At 69.8% G+C, this 15966-nt stretch carries 10 protein-coding genes and 2 pseudogenes; 7 read left to right on the top strand and 5 right to left on the bottom strand.

Annotation, left to right across the window (positions count from 1 at the left end; translation table 11 throughout):
- Nucleotides 1–5 precede the first annotated feature (5 nt).
- The 4 genes from ACZ4O3_RS19900 to ACZ4O3_RS19885 all read left to right on the top strand — a co-directional run bounded on the left by ACZ4O3_RS19900 (nucleotide 6) and on the right by ACZ4O3_RS19885 (nucleotide 5333).
- Nucleotides 6–1010, top strand: a complete 1005-nt coding sequence (locus tag ACZ4O3_RS19900; RefSeq protein WP_467723286.1) for a carbohydrate ABC transporter permease — start codon at nucleotides 6–8, stop codon at nucleotides 1008–1010.
- Between the two features lie 13 nt (nucleotides 1011–1023).
- The gene (locus ACZ4O3_RS19895; protein ID WP_362718498.1) at nucleotides 1024–1935 is read left to right on the top strand and encodes a sugar ABC transporter permease; all 912 of its coding nucleotides are present in this window, start codon (nucleotides 1024–1026) and stop codon (nucleotides 1933–1935) included.
- Nucleotides 1936–2146: 211 nt separating this feature from the next.
- A complete protein-coding gene (locus ACZ4O3_RS19890) occupies nucleotides 2147–3808 on the top strand; it encodes a glycoside hydrolase family 13 protein (protein ID WP_362718501.1) in 1662 nt (553 codons plus the stop codon).
- 151 nt (nucleotides 3809–3959) lie between these two features.
- On the top strand, nucleotides 3960–5333 hold the full coding sequence (locus tag ACZ4O3_RS19885; RefSeq protein WP_467723284.1) for an alpha-amylase: 1374 nt from the start codon (nucleotides 3960–3962) through the stop codon (nucleotides 5331–5333).
- Between the two features lie 67 nt (nucleotides 5334–5400).
- Here the strand turns inward: ACZ4O3_RS19885 and ACZ4O3_RS19880 are convergent, their stop codons facing one another.
- From ACZ4O3_RS19880 to ACZ4O3_RS19865, 4 genes and pseudogenes are all read right to left on the bottom strand, one after another.
- Entirely contained in the window at nucleotides 5401–5991 is a 591-nt protein-coding gene (locus ACZ4O3_RS19880; RefSeq protein ID WP_467723282.1) for a DUF4232 domain-containing protein, read from the bottom strand.
- 280 nt (nucleotides 5992–6271) lie between these two features.
- Nucleotides 6272–6514 (bottom strand): annotated as a pseudogene (locus ACZ4O3_RS19875) (carbohydrate-binding module family 20 domain-containing protein); the annotation flags it as partial.
- A gap of 88 nt (nucleotides 6515–6602) precedes the next feature.
- Nucleotides 6603–7121 carry a carbohydrate-binding module family 20 domain-containing protein gene (locus tag ACZ4O3_RS19870; RefSeq protein ID WP_467723280.1) on the bottom strand — a complete coding sequence of 173 codons (519 nt, stop codon included), beginning with the start codon at nucleotides 7119–7121 and terminating at the stop codon, nucleotides 6603–6605.
- On the bottom strand, nucleotides 7118–7351 hold the full coding sequence (locus ACZ4O3_RS19865; protein WP_467723278.1) for a hypothetical protein: 234 nt from the start codon (nucleotides 7349–7351) through the stop codon (nucleotides 7118–7120). The genes ACZ4O3_RS19870 and ACZ4O3_RS19865 overlap by 4 nt, the downstream gene beginning before the upstream one ends.
- Nucleotides 7352–7551: 200 nt before the next feature.
- Between ACZ4O3_RS19865 and pulA the strand changes: the two genes are divergently transcribed.
- The 3 genes and pseudogenes from pulA to ACZ4O3_RS19850 all read left to right on the top strand — a co-directional run bounded on the left by pulA (nucleotide 7552) and on the right by ACZ4O3_RS19850 (nucleotide 15013).
- Entirely contained in the window at nucleotides 7552–12918 is a 5367-nt protein-coding gene (pulA, locus tag ACZ4O3_RS19860; protein WP_467723276.1) for a pullulanase-type alpha-1,6-glucosidase, read from the top strand.
- A 72-nt stretch (nucleotides 12919–12990) separates the two neighbouring features.
- Nucleotides 12991–14613, top strand: coding sequence for a SpoIIE family protein phosphatase (locus ACZ4O3_RS19855; RefSeq protein ID WP_467723274.1), 1623 nt, complete (start codon nucleotides 12991–12993; stop codon nucleotides 14611–14613).
- A 35-nt stretch (nucleotides 14614–14648) separates the two neighbouring features.
- Nucleotides 14649–15013 (top strand): annotated as a pseudogene (locus ACZ4O3_RS19850) (5-carboxymethyl-2-hydroxymuconate Delta-isomerase).
- A 38-nt stretch (nucleotides 15014–15051) separates the two neighbouring features.
- On the opposite strand, the gene ACZ4O3_RS19845 reads toward ACZ4O3_RS19850, so the two are convergent.
- Nucleotides 15052–15966: transposase (locus ACZ4O3_RS19845; protein WP_467723272.1), on the bottom strand; the 915-nt coding region annotated here is incomplete at its 5' end.

Genomic DNA, 15966 nt, shown 5'->3' with positions numbered 1-15966 from the left:
GAACCATGACAGTCGCCATCGACCGCGCGACCGGCAAGCGCCACGGCGACCGCGTGCCCCGCCCAGGGCTGGGCCAGCGGATCCGCAGCAACTACCAGAAGTACTGGTACGCCTACGCGATGATCGCCCCCGTGGCGGTCGTGCTCGGGGCGCTCGTCATCTATCCGCTGGTGTACGGCTTCTACCTGACGCTGACGGACGCCAACAGCCTGAACACCGCCCGCACCATCGGCGTCAACCACATCGACGCCACCTACAAGTTCATCGGCCTGGACAACTACAAGGACATCCTGTTCGGCCCGACGTCCTACGACCGCTTCTGGTCGCACTTCGTCTGGACGATCGTCTGGACCGCGCTCTGCGTCACCCTGCACTACACCATCGGCCTGGGCCTCGCCCTGCTGCTCAACGAGAAGTTCCGCGGCCGCACCTTCTACCGCATGGTCCTGGTGCTGCCCTGGGCGGTGCCCACCTTCGTCACCGTGTTCGGCTGGCGGTTCATGCTCGCCGACGGCGGCATCATCAACGCGACCCTGCACTTCCTCCATCTGCCGCAACCCGACTGGCTGGAGGACACCTTCTGGCAGCGGACGGCCGCCATCCTCGTCAACACCTGGTGCGGTGTGCCGTTCATGATGCTCTCGCTGCTCGGCGGCCTCCAGGCCATCGACGGCACGCTCTACGAGGCCGCCGAGATGGACGGCGCGACCGCCTGGCAGCGCTTCCGCCACGTCACCCTTCCTGGTCTGCGGTCCGTCAGCTCCACGGTGGTCCTCCTCGGCATCATCTGGACGTTCAACCAGTTCGCCGTCATCTTCCTGCTGTTCGGAAACACGGCCCCCGACGCGCAGATCCTGGTCACCTGGGCCTACTACCTCGGTTTCGGGCAGCAGCCGCGTGACTTCGCCCAGTCCGCCGCCTACGGCATGCTGCTGCTGGCCGTCCTGATCGTCTTCACCTCCTTCTACCGCCGCTGGCTCAACCGCAACGACCAGCAGCTCGCGATCTGAGGCAGGAGTTCCCATGAGTACGACCACTGTCGAGACCTCCGCCCAGGTCGCCGAGGAGGCCCCTGTGACCAGCAGTACCCGCCGTGTCCGCGGCCGGGGCGAGCGCGGCCCGCTCGGCACCGCCGTCACCCACGGCATCCTGGGCGTCGCGAGCCTGATCGCGTTCTTCCCGGTCGGCTGGCTGATCTTCCTGTCCCTCGGCCCGGACAAGGACGACTACCTCCATCCGAGTGGCATCTGGCACAAGATGACGCTGGACAACTACTCCTTCGTCCTCCAGCACACCGGCTTCTGGGACTGGTTCAGGACGACGATGATCGTCGTCGGCGGTACCACGGTCATCGGGCTGATCCTCGCCTCCACCACCGGCTACGCCGTCTCCCGGATGCGGTTCCCGGGGTACCGGAAGTTCATGTGGCTGCTGCTGGTCACCCAGATGTTCCCGATCGCCGTCCTGATCGTGCCGATGTACCAGATCCTGTCGCGGCTCGGCCTCATCGACAGCTACCTCGGGCTGATCCTGGTCTACTGCACCACCGTCGTCCCCTACACGGCCTGGCTGCTCAAGGGCTACTTCGACACGATCCCCTTCGAGATCGACGAGGCCGGCCGGGTCGACGGGCTCTCGCCGTTCGGCACCTTCTTCCGGCTGATCCTGCCCCTGGCCAAGCCGGGCCTCGCGGTCGCCGCGTTCTACAACTTCCTCACCGCCTTCGGCGAGGTGGCGTTCGCGTCCACGTTCATGCTCAGCGACGACAAGTACACCTTCGCGGTGGGGCTGCAGAGCTTCATCAGCGAGCACGACGCGCAGCGCAACCTGATGACCGCGACGGCCGTGCTGATCGCGATACCGGTGGCCGTGTTCTTCTACCTCGTGCAGAAGAACCTGGTGACCGGGCTCACCGCCGGCGGCACGAAGGGCTGACCGCCCGGTGCAGCCGTGAGGGCCGTCGTCCGTCCGCGGCCTCACCGTGGCTGGTCGCGCAGTTCCTCCCCCAGCCTTCGGCCGGGGGGACCCCAGCGCCCCTTCGGGCGCGGGGTGGCGGCCGCGGTCACCATCCGACCCCGCTGCGACCGCGGCCGCCCCATCCCTCACCTACCTCTGACCGATGACTCCGTTACGCATCAAGGACGCCATGAGCCAGCAGCAATCCGCCGCACCGGCCACCGCCACGACCACCGTCGCCCGTCGCCGCGACTGGTGGCGGGACGCGGTGATCTACCAGGTCTATCCGCGCAGCTTCGCCGACAGCAACGGCGACGGTATGGGCGACCTGGAGGGCGTACGTTCCAGACTCCCGTACCTGCGCGACCTCGGCATCGACGCCGTGTGGCTCAGCCCGTTCTACGCCTCCCCGCAGGCCGACGCCGGCTACGACGTCGCCGACTACCGGGCCGTGGACCCGATGTTCGGCAACCTGCTCGACGCGGACGCGCTGATCCGGGACGCCCATGAGCTGGGCCTGCGGATCATCGTCGACCTGGTCCCGAACCACTCCTCCGACCAGCACGAGTGGTTCAAGCGGGCACTGGCGGAAGGCCCCGGCTCGCCGCTGCGGGACCGGTACCACTTCCGCCCGGGCAAGGGCGCGAACGGCGAACTGCCGCCCAACGACTGGGAGTCCATCTTCGGCGGCCCGGCCTGGACGCGGGTGCCGGACGGCGAGTGGTACCTGCACCTCTTCGCGCCGGAGCAGCCCGACTTCAACTGGGAGCACCCGGCCGTCGGCGACGAGTTCCGCTCCATCCTGCGCTTCTGGCTGGACATGGGCGTGGACGGTTTCCGGATCGACGTGGCGCACGGCCTGGTGAAGGCGGCGGGTCTGCCCGACCTCGGCGGCGCGGACCAGCTGAAGCTGCTGGGCAACGATGTCATGCCGTTCTTCGACCAGGACGGCGTGCACGAGATCTACCGGCAGTGGCGGCACGTCCTCGACGAGTACGCGGGCGAGCGCATCTTCGTGGCCGAGGCCTGGACCCCGACCGTGGAGCGCACCGCCAACTACGTCCGCCCGGACGAACTGCACCAGGCCTTCAACTTCCAGTACCTGAGCACCGCCTGGGACGCGAAGGAGCTGCGCGCGGTCATCGACCGCACCCTGGAGGCGATGCGCCCGGTCGGCGCCCCCGCCACCTGGGTGCTGTCCAACCACGACGTCACCCGGCACGCCACCCGCTTCGCCAACCCGCCCGGCCTCGGCACCCAGATCCGCACCGCCGGTGACCGGGAGCTCGGGCTGCGCAGAGCACGGGCGGCCAGCCTCCTCATGCTCGCGCTGCCCGGGTCCGCGTACGTCTACCAGGGCGAGGAGCTGGGCCTCCCGGACGTCGTCGACCTGCCCGACGAGGTCCGCCAGGACCCCGCGTACTTCCGTGGCGCCGGGCAGGACGGCTTCCGGGACGGCTGCCGGGTGCCGATCCCCTGGACGCGGGAGGGCTCGTCGTACGGCTTCGGCGACGGGGGCAGCTGGCTTCCGCAGCCCGCGAGCTGGGGGGAGCTGAGCATCGAGGCGCAGACCGGGGTGGCGGGCTCCACCCTGGAGCTGTACCGGTCCGCGCTGCGCGTGCGTCGTGCCCAGTCCGACCTGGGTGCGGGCGAGGCGGTGGAGTGGCTGCGCGCCGCGGACGGTGTACTCGCCTTCCGGCGCGGGGAGTTCGTGTGCGTCGCGAACACCGGCGGGGAGTCGGTGACCACTCCGGCGTACGGCCGGATGCTCCTGGCCAGCGGTGAGGTGACCGAGGCGGACGGCGAGGCGAAGCTGCCGGCCGACACCACCGTGTGGTGGAGCACCGCCTGACGGACCATCACGCAGTAATTTATTGCGGCAACTTCTGAGGGCCCGCTACCCATCCGGGGAGCGGGCCCTTAACATCTGCGCAACCGCAAGGTTTCAGCAACCTTTCAGCAAGAGCCTTCCATGGCGCCTTCAATGTCGAAGGAACCCCCACATGGCATCCAAGACCCTCTCCGCCGCGCTGGCGCTCGCCGCCTGTAGCGTTGTCATGACCCCGTCCGTCGCCTCCGCCTCCCCGCCCGGCACCAAGGACGTCACCGCCGTCCTCTTCGAGTGGAGGTACGCCTCGGTCGCCAAGGAGTGCACCGCCACCCTGGGCCCCGCCGGCTACGGATACGTCCAGGTCTCCCCGCCCGCCGAGCACATACAGGGCTCCCAGTGGTGGACCTCCTACCAGCCGGTGTCGTACAAGATCGCGGGCCGGCTCGGCGACCGCACGGCCTTCCAGAACATGGTGAACACCTGCCACTCGGCCGGTGTGAAGGTGGTCGTCGACTCGGTCGTCAACCACATGTCGGCGGGCAGCGGCACCGGTACCGGCGGCTCGTCGTACACGAAGTACGACTACCCCGGCCTGTACTCCTCCTACGACTTCGACGACTGCACCTCGCCCGTCTCCAACTACTCCGACCGGTGGAACGTCCAGCACTGCGAGCTCGTCGGCCTCGCCGACCTGGACACCGGCGAGGAGTACGTCCGCAAGACCATCGCCGGCTACCTGAACGACCTGCTGAGCCTCGGCGTCGACGGCTTCCGCATCGACGCGGCCAAGCACATCCAGGCCGAGGACCTCGCCAACATCAAGTCCCGGCTCACCAACCCGTCGGCCTACTGGAAGCAGGAGGTCATCTACGGTGCCGGCGAGGCCGTCCAGCCCACCGAGTACACAGGCAACGGGGACGTCCAGGAGTTCCGCTACGCCTACGACCTCAAGCGTGTCTTCAACGACGAGAACCTCGCCTACCTCAAGAACTACGGCGAGGGCTGGGGGTACATGAGCAGCTCGGTCGCCGGGGTCTTCGTCGACAACCACGACACCGAGCGCAACGGGTCGACCCTCAACTACAAGGACGGCGCCAACTACACCCTGGCCAACGTCTTCATGCTCGCCTACCCCTACGGCGCCCCGGACATCAACTCCGGTTACGAGTGGTCCGACGCCGACGCGGGGCCGCCGAACGGCGGGACGGTCAACGCCTGCTGGCAGGACGGCTGGAAATGCCAGCACGCCTGGCCGGAGATCATCCGCATGGTCGCCTTCCGCAACGCGGTGCGCGGCCAGGCGGTGACGAACTGGTGGGACGACGGGGCCGACGCGATCGCCTTCGGACGGGGCGCGAAGGGATACGTGGCGATCAACCACGAGACGGGGTCCCTCACCCGGACCTACCAGACGTCCCTGCCGGCGGGCACCTACTGCAACGTGCAGAACAACACGAGCGTGACGGTGAACGGCTCCGGACAGTTCACCGCGACCCTCGGCAGCAACACGGCCCTCGCGGTCTACGCCGGGAAGTCCACCTGCTGATCCTTCCGGCTCCGCCGGTTCCTGCCGCGGGCGGACCTGTCCGCCCGCGGCGTCGTCGGCCGCGTGGTCACGGGGTGATGTCGATGTGCTTGGCCAGGGCGGTGATTGAGAGGTCGGCGTGGTCGACCCACTGCGGGAAGGCGCCCGTCTTGTGCTGGGTGGCGGCGGGCGGGGTGATCTCCAGGTAGGAGGCGTGCACCGCGTCCGAGGTGCCGGTGTTGGCGTGCGTCCAGGCCGCGACGGCCTCGGCGCTCTCCCCGTCCTTCAGTACCAGGGTCTTCTTGCCGGGGTCCTTGGCGTACCAGGTGCTGCCCCAGTGCGTGTGGGTGGTGAGCCCGTGGTGCGCGGAGTTCTCCAGACCGAGACCGGGGTAGCCACGCAGGACGCAGGTCCTGCCGCTGAGGTTGCGCAGTCTGATGACGACACCCTCGTGGTTCATGCCGCCGGCGAGCTGCCGGCCGAAGGTGGCCTTGAGCGCGCCCGCGGAGCAGGTCGGCACCGGATTCGCGGTGCTCGGGCTCGCCGCCTCCGCGGTGCCCGCCCAGGCGAGCCCCAGGCCGGTGACGGCGGCCACGGCGAGCACCGTGCGCCCGAGCCTGCGGTAAGTGCGGTGCTCGGCGGTGCGGGCCTGGTCGGTGATGTTCCGGTGATCGTTCACGGTGACAGTGCTCCACTCGTGCTCCGCGGCGCCCTCGGCGACGGTGTCTCCACCCTCGTCGCGCGCCGTCCTCTGGTGACCTACACCAGGTTCGATGCGCGATACGGCCGATTTGTTCACCGGAGCACGGAAAATCTCCCACGTGTCGCTTCCCCCGGTGCCCCACCCGCCGGAGACGGGTGGGGCACCGGCGCCTTCGCTGCTTCCAGCTGTCGCTCGTCGTGTAACCGGAGGAGCCGTCCGTGGTGTGGGAGCGGCTGGTGCCCGGCTCCCACGTCACGTTCCCGGAGCCGTCCTTCTTGACGTACTTGCAGGTGAAGGCCGTGTTCTTCGGGACGATCACCAGCCTGCTCCAGGTCGGGTACGACTCCGACGACAGGGGAACGGCGTCGGCGGTGTTCCAGGAGCCGAGGGACGCGACCGAGCCGGCGACGTAGACGTCGGTGCCCCAGTCGGTGGTGGCGTCCTCGTGGAAGGTGACGTCGGTGGCCGGGCCGCTCGCCGGGTTCCAGGAGCTGTTCAGCGAGAGCGCCGAGGTCGTCGTGGTCGCCGTTCTATTGGTGTTCGATTCCCGCGTGACGTTCCCGGAGGCGCCCTTCGCCAGGTATTTGTTAGGTGAAGGACGTGTTGAGCGGGACGTTCACCGCGCCCGACCAGGCCGGGTGGCCGCAGGACGGCAGCCGGACCGCCTTCGAGGTGTCCCAGCCGCCCAGTGCCTCGATGGAGCCGACGACGTAGGTGGCGCCGCCGTCGACCACGTCGGAGTACATGCCGTCGGCCATGCCGGTCGAGAAGGTACAGGCCACCGCGATCGAACCGTTGTTGACGGCGAAGAAACCGGCGCCGCTGCGGCCGAAGCCGATGACCGAGGACGACTTGGTCTGCCAGCCGGAGACGGCCGCGCCGCCGGTCGCGTTGTGCCGGGCGACCATGCCGACGACGGCCGTGTCCCGGTCCGGGCAGTCCGAGCCGTTGGAGCAGCCGGTGTCGGTGGCGCACCCGGCCGAGTTCGGCGGCGCCTGGTCGCTCTGCGTCCACTGCCGGCCGGCGTAGACGGTCGGCGTCGACCACTTGTAGGCCGGCTCGAAGAGGGTGGCGAGCTTGTGGCTGTCGCCGTCCTGGTAGCTCATGTGCAGGCCGTTGCGTTCGGTGTCGTGGTTGGGCCTAGGACGTCGGTGCATCCGGGCGCGATCGAGTTCCACTTCCCCTCCCACAGGCTGGCGATCACATCGCCCTTGGCCGTGGTGTCCGCCTGGGGCGCGGCCGGGAGGGCGATCAGGCCGGCCAGGGCGAGGGCGCCCGCGGTGAGCGCGCCCGCCGTGCGGCGGAGGGTGCCCGGGGGTCGGTGTCCGGTGGTCATGTGCGGCTCCGGAGCGACTCCAGAAGCAGGGAGCGGGCCTCGACAACCCGTCAGAGTGCGGCAGTTGAGAAGAGCACGTCAATACAGTGGTTGAAAGTCCTTTCTGTGAATTGCAAGGCTCTTGCTGTAAGCCTTTCGGCGGCGGTACGGTCGCGCGGGGTCGGACCCAACAGAGCCGCAATCGCTAGGAGTTCACACCGGTGATACATGTCAGACGGGTCGCGGCCGTCGCCGTCGCCGCCCTCGCCGCCGCGCTCGTGCAGCCCCTCGCCGCACATGCCGCCGCACCGCCCGCACCGCCCTCCGACGCGAAGCTCGCGGCCGAGCCCGCCCGGCACGACGACACCCGTGAGCAGTTCTACTTCGTCATGCCGGACCGTTTCGCCAACGGTGACACCGGCAACGACAAGGGCGGCCTCACCGGCTCCCGTCTCTCCACCGGCTACGACCCCACCGACAAGGGCTTCTACCAGGGCGGTGACCTCAGGGGCCTGACCAAGCGGCTCGACTACATCAAGGGGCTCGGCACCACCGCCCTCTGGATGGCCCCGATCTTCAAGAACAAGCCGGTGCAGGGCACGGGCAGCAACGCCTCGGCTGGCTACCACGGCTACTGGATCACCGACTTCACCCAGGTCGACCCGCACTTCGGGACCAACAAGGATCTGGAGACCCTGATCTCCAAGGCGCACGCCAAGGGGATGAAGGTCTTCTTCGACGTCATCACCAACCACACCGCCGACGTCGTCGACTACGAGGAGAAGTCCTACGACTACCTCTCCAAGGGCGCCTTCCCCTACCTGACCAAGGACGGCCGCCCCTTCGACGACGCCGACTACGCGGCCGGCGGCAAGGGGTTCCCCGCCGTCTTTGACGCCTCCTTCCCGCGCACGCCCACCGTGACCAGCCGGTCGAAGGTGCCCTCCTGGCTCAACGACCCGACGATGTACCACAACCGGGGCGACTCCACGTTCGCCGGCGAGTCCGCCACCGACGGCGACTTCTCCGGCCTCGACGACCTGTGGACCGAGCGTCCCGAGGTCGTCAGCGGCATGGAGAAGATCTACCAGCGGTGGGTGCGGGACTACGACATCGACGGCTTCCGGATCGACACCGTGAAGAACGTCGACATGGAGTTCTGGACGCAGTGGGCGACCGCGCTCGACACCTACGCGGCGCGGCAGGGGCGTAAGAACTTCTTCATGTTCGGCGAGACCTACTCCGCCGACACCTCGGTCACCTCCCCGTACGTCACCCAGGGGCGGCTGGACGCGACCCTGGACTTCCCCTTCCAGGACGCGGCCCGCGCCTACGCCTCCCAGGGCGGCAGCGCGCAGAAGCTGGCCTCGGTCTTCGGCGACGACTACAAGTACACGACCGACAAGGCCAACGCGTACGAGCAGGTCACCTTCCTGGGCAACCACGACATGGGGCGGATCGGGTACTTCCTGGAGCAGGACAACCCGAAGGCCACGGACGCCCAGCTGCTGGCCAAGGACCGGCTCGCCAACGAGGTGATGTTCCTCAGCCGGGGCAACCCGGTCGTCTACTACGGCGACGAGCAGGGCTTCACCGGCTCGGGCGGGGACAAGGACGCCCGGCAGACGATGTTCGCGTCGAAGGTCGCCGACTATCTCGACGACGACGAGATCGGCACCGACCGGACCGCCGCGAGCGACGCCTATGACACCAGTGCGCCGCTCTACCGGCAGATCAGCGCTCTTTCCAAGCTGCGCGCGGCCAACCCGGCCCTCGCCGACGGGGTGCAGACAGAGCGCTACGCGGCCGACGGCGCCGGCGTCTACGCGTTCACCCGGACGGACGCGAGGACCGGCCAGGAGTACGTCGTCGCCTTCAACAACGCCGAGGCGGCGAAGACGGCGACCTTCACCACCGGCTCCGCCGGCATGCGCTACCGCGCCCTCTACGGCACGGACTCCACCCTGACCTCCGACGGCGCGGACCGGTTGACCGTCACCGTCCCGGCCGGATCCGCCGTCGTCTACAAGGTCGCCGGCCCCCTCACCAGGCCCGCCACGAGCCCGGAGATCACCCTCGCCGCCCCGGCCGCCGGCGCCACCGGCACCGTCGACCTCACCGCGAACGTCACCGGCGGTCAGCTCAACCGGGTGGTCTTCGCCGCCCAGGTCGGCAACGGCAGGTGGACCACGCTCGGCTCCGCCGACCACGCCCCCTACCGGGTCACCCAGACCCTCGCCGCCGACGTGCCGGCCGGCACCGCGCTGCGCTACAAGGCGGTCGTCGTCGACTCGGCGGGCCACCGCACCGCCGCCACGGCCGAGAGCGCCTCCGGCACCCCGCCGGTCCCCGAGACCCCCACCGCCTCCTCCCGGAACTACGCGATCGTCCACTACAAGCGCACCGACGGCGACTACGCCGACTGGGGCCTGTACGCCTGGGGCGACATCGCCGACGGCGAGGCGACCACCTGGCCCGCCGGCCACCCGTTCACCGGCCGTGACGCGTACGGCGCCTTCGCGTACGTCAAGCTGAAGCCAGGTGCCTCGAACGTGGGCTTCCTCGTCGTCGACAAGGACGGCGACAAGGACGTCTCCGCCGACCGCTCCATCGACGTCACCGAAACGGGCGAGGTCTGGATCGAACAGGGGAAGGCGGACGTGATGACCGAACGGCCCGCCTACCCCGCCCAGGACACCGCCAAGGCGGTCATCCACTACCACCGTGCCGACGGGGACTACGACGGCTGGGGCCTGCACGTCTGGACGGGCGCCGCGAACCCCACCGACTGGTCGAGCCCCCTCAAGCCGGTGCGGACCGACGCCTACGGCGCCGTCTTCGAGGTGCCGCTCACCGACGGCGCCACCAGCCTCAGCTACATCCTGCACGACGGCGACGAGAAGGATCTGCCCGCCGACCAGTCCCTGGACCTCAAGGCCGACGGCTACGAGGCGTGGCTGCTGAACGGCCAGGAGCAGTACCTGCTCCCGCAGCCCGCGGGCAGCGCCGCCGCACTCGACCTGACCACCTCCAAGGCGGTCTGGATCGACCGTGACACGGTCGCCTGGGACGGTGTCGACGGTGCCGTCTCCACGCAGCTCCTCTACTCCCGCGACGGTTCGATCGCCGTCAAGGACGGGACGCTGACGAGCGACGACGAGCGGTGGCTGCGGCTGACGAAGACCACCCTCACCGACGCCCAGAAGGCCAGGTTCCCGCACCTGAAGGAGTACACCGCCTGGTCGGTCGACCCGCGCGACCGGGGCCGGGTGCGCGAGGCGCTCGGCGGACAGCTCGTCGCCTCCCAGCGGACCGCGAACGGCGCGGTACTGGCCGCGACCGGGGTCCAGACCGCCGGGGTGCTCGACGACCTGTACGCCAAGGCGACGACGGCCAGTCTCGGCCCGGTCTTCCACCGCGGAAAGCCGACCCTCTCCGTCTGGGCGCCGACCGCACAGAGCGTGGGAGTCGAGATCGACGGCTCCACCGTTGCCATGAAGCGGGACGCCAGCACCGGCGTCTGGTCCGTCACCGGCCCCGGGTCCTGGAAGAACAAGCCCTACCGGTACGTCGTGAAGGTCTGGGCTCCCAGCGTCCGCAAGGTGGTGACCAACAAGGTCACCGACCCCTACTCGGTCGCCCTGACCGCGAACTCCGAGCGCAGCCTCGTCGTCGACCTGGACGACCGGTCCCTCGCCCCCGGCGGCTGGGCCGGCTACACCAAGCCCAAGGCGGTGCCCCTGAAGGACGCCCAGATCCAGGAACTGCACGTCCGGGACTACTCGGTGGCGGACTCCACGGTCCCGGCCGCCGACCGGGGCACGTACCTGGCCTTCACCGACAAGGGCAGCGACGGCTCGAAGCACCTGCGTGAACTCGCGAAGTCCGGTACGTCGTACGTCCATCTCCTCCCGGCCTTCGACTTCGCCACCGTGCCCGAGAGGAAGGCGGACCAGGCGAGCCCCGGCTGCGATCTCGCCTCGTACCCCGCCGACTCCGACCGGCAGCAGGAGTGCGTCGCCGCGACCGCCGCCAAGGACGCCTACAACTGGGGTTACGACCCCTATCACTTCACGGTCCCCGAGGGCTCGTACGCCACCGACCCCGACGGCACCGCCCGCACGGTCCAGTTCCGGCAGATGGTCAAGTCGCTGAACGAGGACGGCCTGCGGGTCGTCATGGACGTCGTCTACAACCACACGGCCGCCAGCGGGCAGGCGGACACGTCCGTCCTCGACAAGATCGTGCCCGGCTACTACCAGCGGCTGCTCGCCGACGGCTCGGTCGCGAACAGCACCTGCTGCGCCAACACCGCTCCCGAGAACGCCATGATGGGCAAGCTGGTGGTCGACTCGATCGTCACCTGGGCCAAGGAGTACAAGGTCGACGGCTTCCGCTTCGACCTGATGGGCCACCACCCGAAGGCCAACATCCTGGCCGTCCGGAAGGCCCTGGACGCGCTGACCCTCGCGAAGGACGGCGTCGACGGCAAGAAGATCATCCTGTACGGCGAGGGCTGGAACTTCGGCGAGGTCGCCGACGACGCCCGCTTCGTGCAGGCCACCCAGGCCCACATGGCCGGCACCGGCATCGCCACCTTCTCCGACCGGGCGCGGGACGCCGTACGCGGCGGCAGCCCCTTCGACGAGGACCCCGGCGTCCAGGGTTTCGCGTCCGGGCTGTACACCGACCCCAACGCGTCGACGGCCAACGGCACTGCGGCCGAGCAGAAGGCCCGGCTGCTGCACTACCAGGACCTGATCAAGATCGGCCTGAGCGGCAACCTGGCCGCGTACCGGTTCACCGACACCGACGGCAAGGAGGTCACCGGCGCCGAGGTCGACTACAACGGCTCGCCCGCCGGGTACGCGGACGCGCCCGGTGACGCCCTCGCCTATGTCGACGCGCACGACAACGAGTCGCTGTTCGACGCGCTGACGTACAAGCTGCCGGCCGGCACCAGCGCCTCCGCCCGGGCCCGGATGCAGGTCCTCGCGATGGCCACGGCCGCCCTGTCGCAGGGCCCGTCGCTCTCCCAGGCGGGCACGGACCTGCTCCGCTCCAAGTCCCTGGACCGCAACTCCTTCGACAGCGGCGACTGGTTCAACGCCATCCACTGGAACTGCTCCGACGGCAACGGCTTCGGGCGCGGGCTGCCGATGGCCGCCGACAACGCCTCCAAGTGGCCGTACGCCAAGACGCTGCTGGGTTCGGTGCGGGTCGGCTGCGCGGAGATCGACGAGACCTCGGCCGCCTACCGTGATCTGCTGAGAATCCGTACGACCGACAGTGTGTTCTCGCTGGACACGGCTGGACAGGTGCAGTCGAAGCTCTCGTTCCCGCTGTCCGGAAAGGACGAGACGCCCGGCGTGATCACGATGGAACTCGGTGATCTGGTCGTCGTGTTCAACGCGACGCCGGAACGCCAGGAACAGCGGGTCGGCGCGCTGGCCGGAACCGGATACCGGCTGCACCCGGTGCAGGCGGCAGGGGCCGATCCCGTCGTCAAGTCCGCGTCGTACGACCGGAGCGCGGGTACGTTCACCGTTCCGGGGCGCACTGTGGCGGTGTTCTCCCGGACCGCGTGACATCGGCATTACGTTGGTGGGGCAGGCCCAGAACCGGGTGCTGCCCCACCGGCGTTGTCCAGGGGTTGGTAAATGGACGTCAACGGCAACCTCGCCGACACCACCGTGCTGATCGTGGACGACGAGGCCGCGAGCCGGTACGCGATGGGCACCGTGCTGCGCCGGGCCGGGCACGAGGTCGTCCCGGTCGCCCGCGGCCAGGAGGCGCTCAGCGAAGTCGACGTACGGCTGCGCAAGGGCCGGCTGCCCGACGTGGCCCTCATCGACGTGCACCTGCCGGACATGAGCGGCTTCGAGCTGTGCCGCCGGCTCAGGGAACGGCCGCACATGGCCGGTCTGCCCGTCGTGCACTTCTCGGCCCAGTCGGCCGTCCCGGCGGACCGCTGCCAGGGGCTGGAGACCGGCGCCGAGGCGTATCTGACCGTGCCCGCCGAGCCGGAGGACATCGAGGCCGCGGTCCGGGCCGCGGTCCGCGCCGCCCGGCTGCGCGCCGACGACCAGGCCCTGGTGCGGCGGCTCAGGCTGCTGTCGGAGACGATCGTCGCCATCCAGTCGGCGCGCTCGCTGCACGAACTGGCCGACGCGGCGGCGGACGGCGCCGCCCGGCTGCTCGGTGGCCCCGCCGCCGTCTTCGTCCTCGACCGGGACGGCGAGCTGTACCGCGGTCTGAGCCGCGCGCGCACCTCCCTCGCCCTGCCCGACGAGGGTGCCCACCGGGAGGTGGCCGGGCTGCTGCGGCGGCTCACCCGGGGACAGCCCGGGGTCCGGATCACCACCGTGCCGGCGCCGCTGTGGCCCACCGGGTTCTTCCGGCCCGGGGTGCAGCACGACGCCCGGCTGACCCTGGTTCTCACCCAGGACGGCAGGACACCGGTCTGTCTGGCCACCCCCACCCGCGGCCGGCGCCGGGTCAGCCCCGAGAACGAGGCGCTGCTGGCCCAGCTGGCCCAGGCCACCGCGCTCGCCGCCGAGCCGCTGCTCATGTACCAGGTGGAGCGGCATGTCGCGCTCACCCTCCAGCACAGCTTCCTGCCCCGTCCGCACCAGCTGCCCGAACTGCCGGGCGTCGACATAGCGGTGCGGTACGAGCCGGCCTCCCAGGAGACGGAGATCGGCGGCGACTTCTACGCCGCGCTGCGGGTCGGCGACGGCGTGCTCACCGCGGTGGGGGACGTCGTCGGGCACTCGCTGGACGCGGCCACCGTCATGGTCGAACTGCGGCACGCGCTGCGCGCCTACTGTCTCGCGGAGAGCGACCCGGCCGCGCTCGCCGAGCGGCTCGACCAGCTCCTCCAGCACTACCACGCCGAGGTCACGGCCACCGTCTGCCTGGCCCTGATCGACCCCGGCACCGGACGCACCCGTATCGCCAACGCCGGCCACATCCCGCCGCTGATACTGGGCGACGACGGCAGCGCCGAGTACGTCAAGGCGTCCGGTCCGCTGCTCGGCGTGGGGCTGCCGCACCCGCCGCCCACCGAGCTGGTCCTCGGACCCACCGACCGGCTCCTCATGGTCACCGACGGCCTGATCGAGACCCGGGGCACCGACCTCTCGGTCTCGATGGAACAGCTCCGCGCCGCCGCCGTCGGCGCGCTGCCCGGCCTGGAGGCCCTCTGCGACACCCTGCTGGCCTGCTTCGGCCGGGACCGCGAGGACGACGTGGCCCTGCTGGCGCTGAGCCTTGCGGACTAGGCCGGGCGCCGGTTCGACGCTGACCAGGAGGGCCCATGCCGCAGATCACCGTCGACTGCTCGCACCCGGTGGAGGACGCCTTCGGCTTCGAGGGCTTCGCACGGGAGCTGCACGAGCGGCCGCCGAGATCGCCGCGGCGAAGCCGGAGGCGTGCAAGACCCTGTTCAGGCCCACCGAGTACTGCGCGTTCGGATACGAGGATCCCCGGGCGGGCGGCCACGCCATCGTGCACGTGACCTTCGGGCTCCTCGCCGGGCGCAGCGACGAGACGAAGGAGCGGCTGACGCAGGCGGCGCTGGAGCTGCTCCGCAAGTACGTCGAACCGGAGGACGGGGTCGTCCTGCACGCGTCCGCGGAGGTGCGGGACCTGGACGCGTCGTACCGCAAGTACGACGGCTAGGTGTATTGCCCGGTGAGACACCTCAGGGTTCTAACTCGTCAAGCGGCGGGGGCGAGTTCGACGAGGAAGGCGGTTTGTTCGTCGAACAGCTTGCGGTGCTGGAGGCAGTGGTAGAGCTGGCCGAGCATGCGGTTGAAGAGGTTTCTCTGGGCGGCAGCGTGCCAGTCTCCGTGGTCGTCGCGGCGTCTTCGGTAGTGGGCTTTGGCACCGGGTGAGGCGGTGATGGCGGAGAAGGCCCAGAGGTAGCCGGCGTGGTTGAGCCGGTCGTTCTTCACCCATCGCCGAGTGATGCTCGACTTCTTGCCGGAGGCCCTGGTGATGGGCGAGGAGCCGGCGTATGCCTTGAGGCCGCGGGAGTCGGCGAACCGGGTGCGGTCGTCGCCGATCTCGGCCAGCACCCGGGCGCCGAGCTGGACGCCGAGGCCGGGGAAACTGAGGATGATCTCAGCGTCCGGGTGCTGAGGGAACGTCTCCTCCACCGCCTTGGCCAGGTTGTCGGTGGCTGTGCAGGCGGCTTCAAGCTGGATCACGAGGGCGAGCATCTGCTGGCCGAGCGCGTCTTCGACCGTGGGCGGCTGGTGGGCCCACTCAGCGCGGAACACGTCGCGAAGCCGGTCGGCTTCGGTTGCGATGCCGCGTTGGCGGCCGGCTCGCTTGAGCGCGGCCTGCAGCTGCGTGCGCGTCAGGGAAGCGGCGCGGGATGGTGTCGGAGCCGCCCGGAGGACCTTAAGGGCCTCCGGGCGGCAGAGGCCGTTCTTCCAGGGCTCGAAGGCCACCAGCGCGGCCGGGTAGTACTCGCGCAGCAGAGACCTGAGCTGGTTGGAGATCTGCTGGCGGTTCCAGGTGGCGTCCTGCTGCGCGCGGGCCAGGACAGTGATGGCGCGGGCCAGGTCGCTGTCCTGTGGCAGCGGCCGGTGGGCGTGCATGTCGGTGCGCAGGATGTTCGCCAGCAC

It is taken from the genome of Streptomyces sp. NPDC026515, assembly GCF_055567595.1.
Note: the sequence above shows the minus strand (reverse complement) of the source record. Positions and strands in the feature narration are given on the sequence as shown.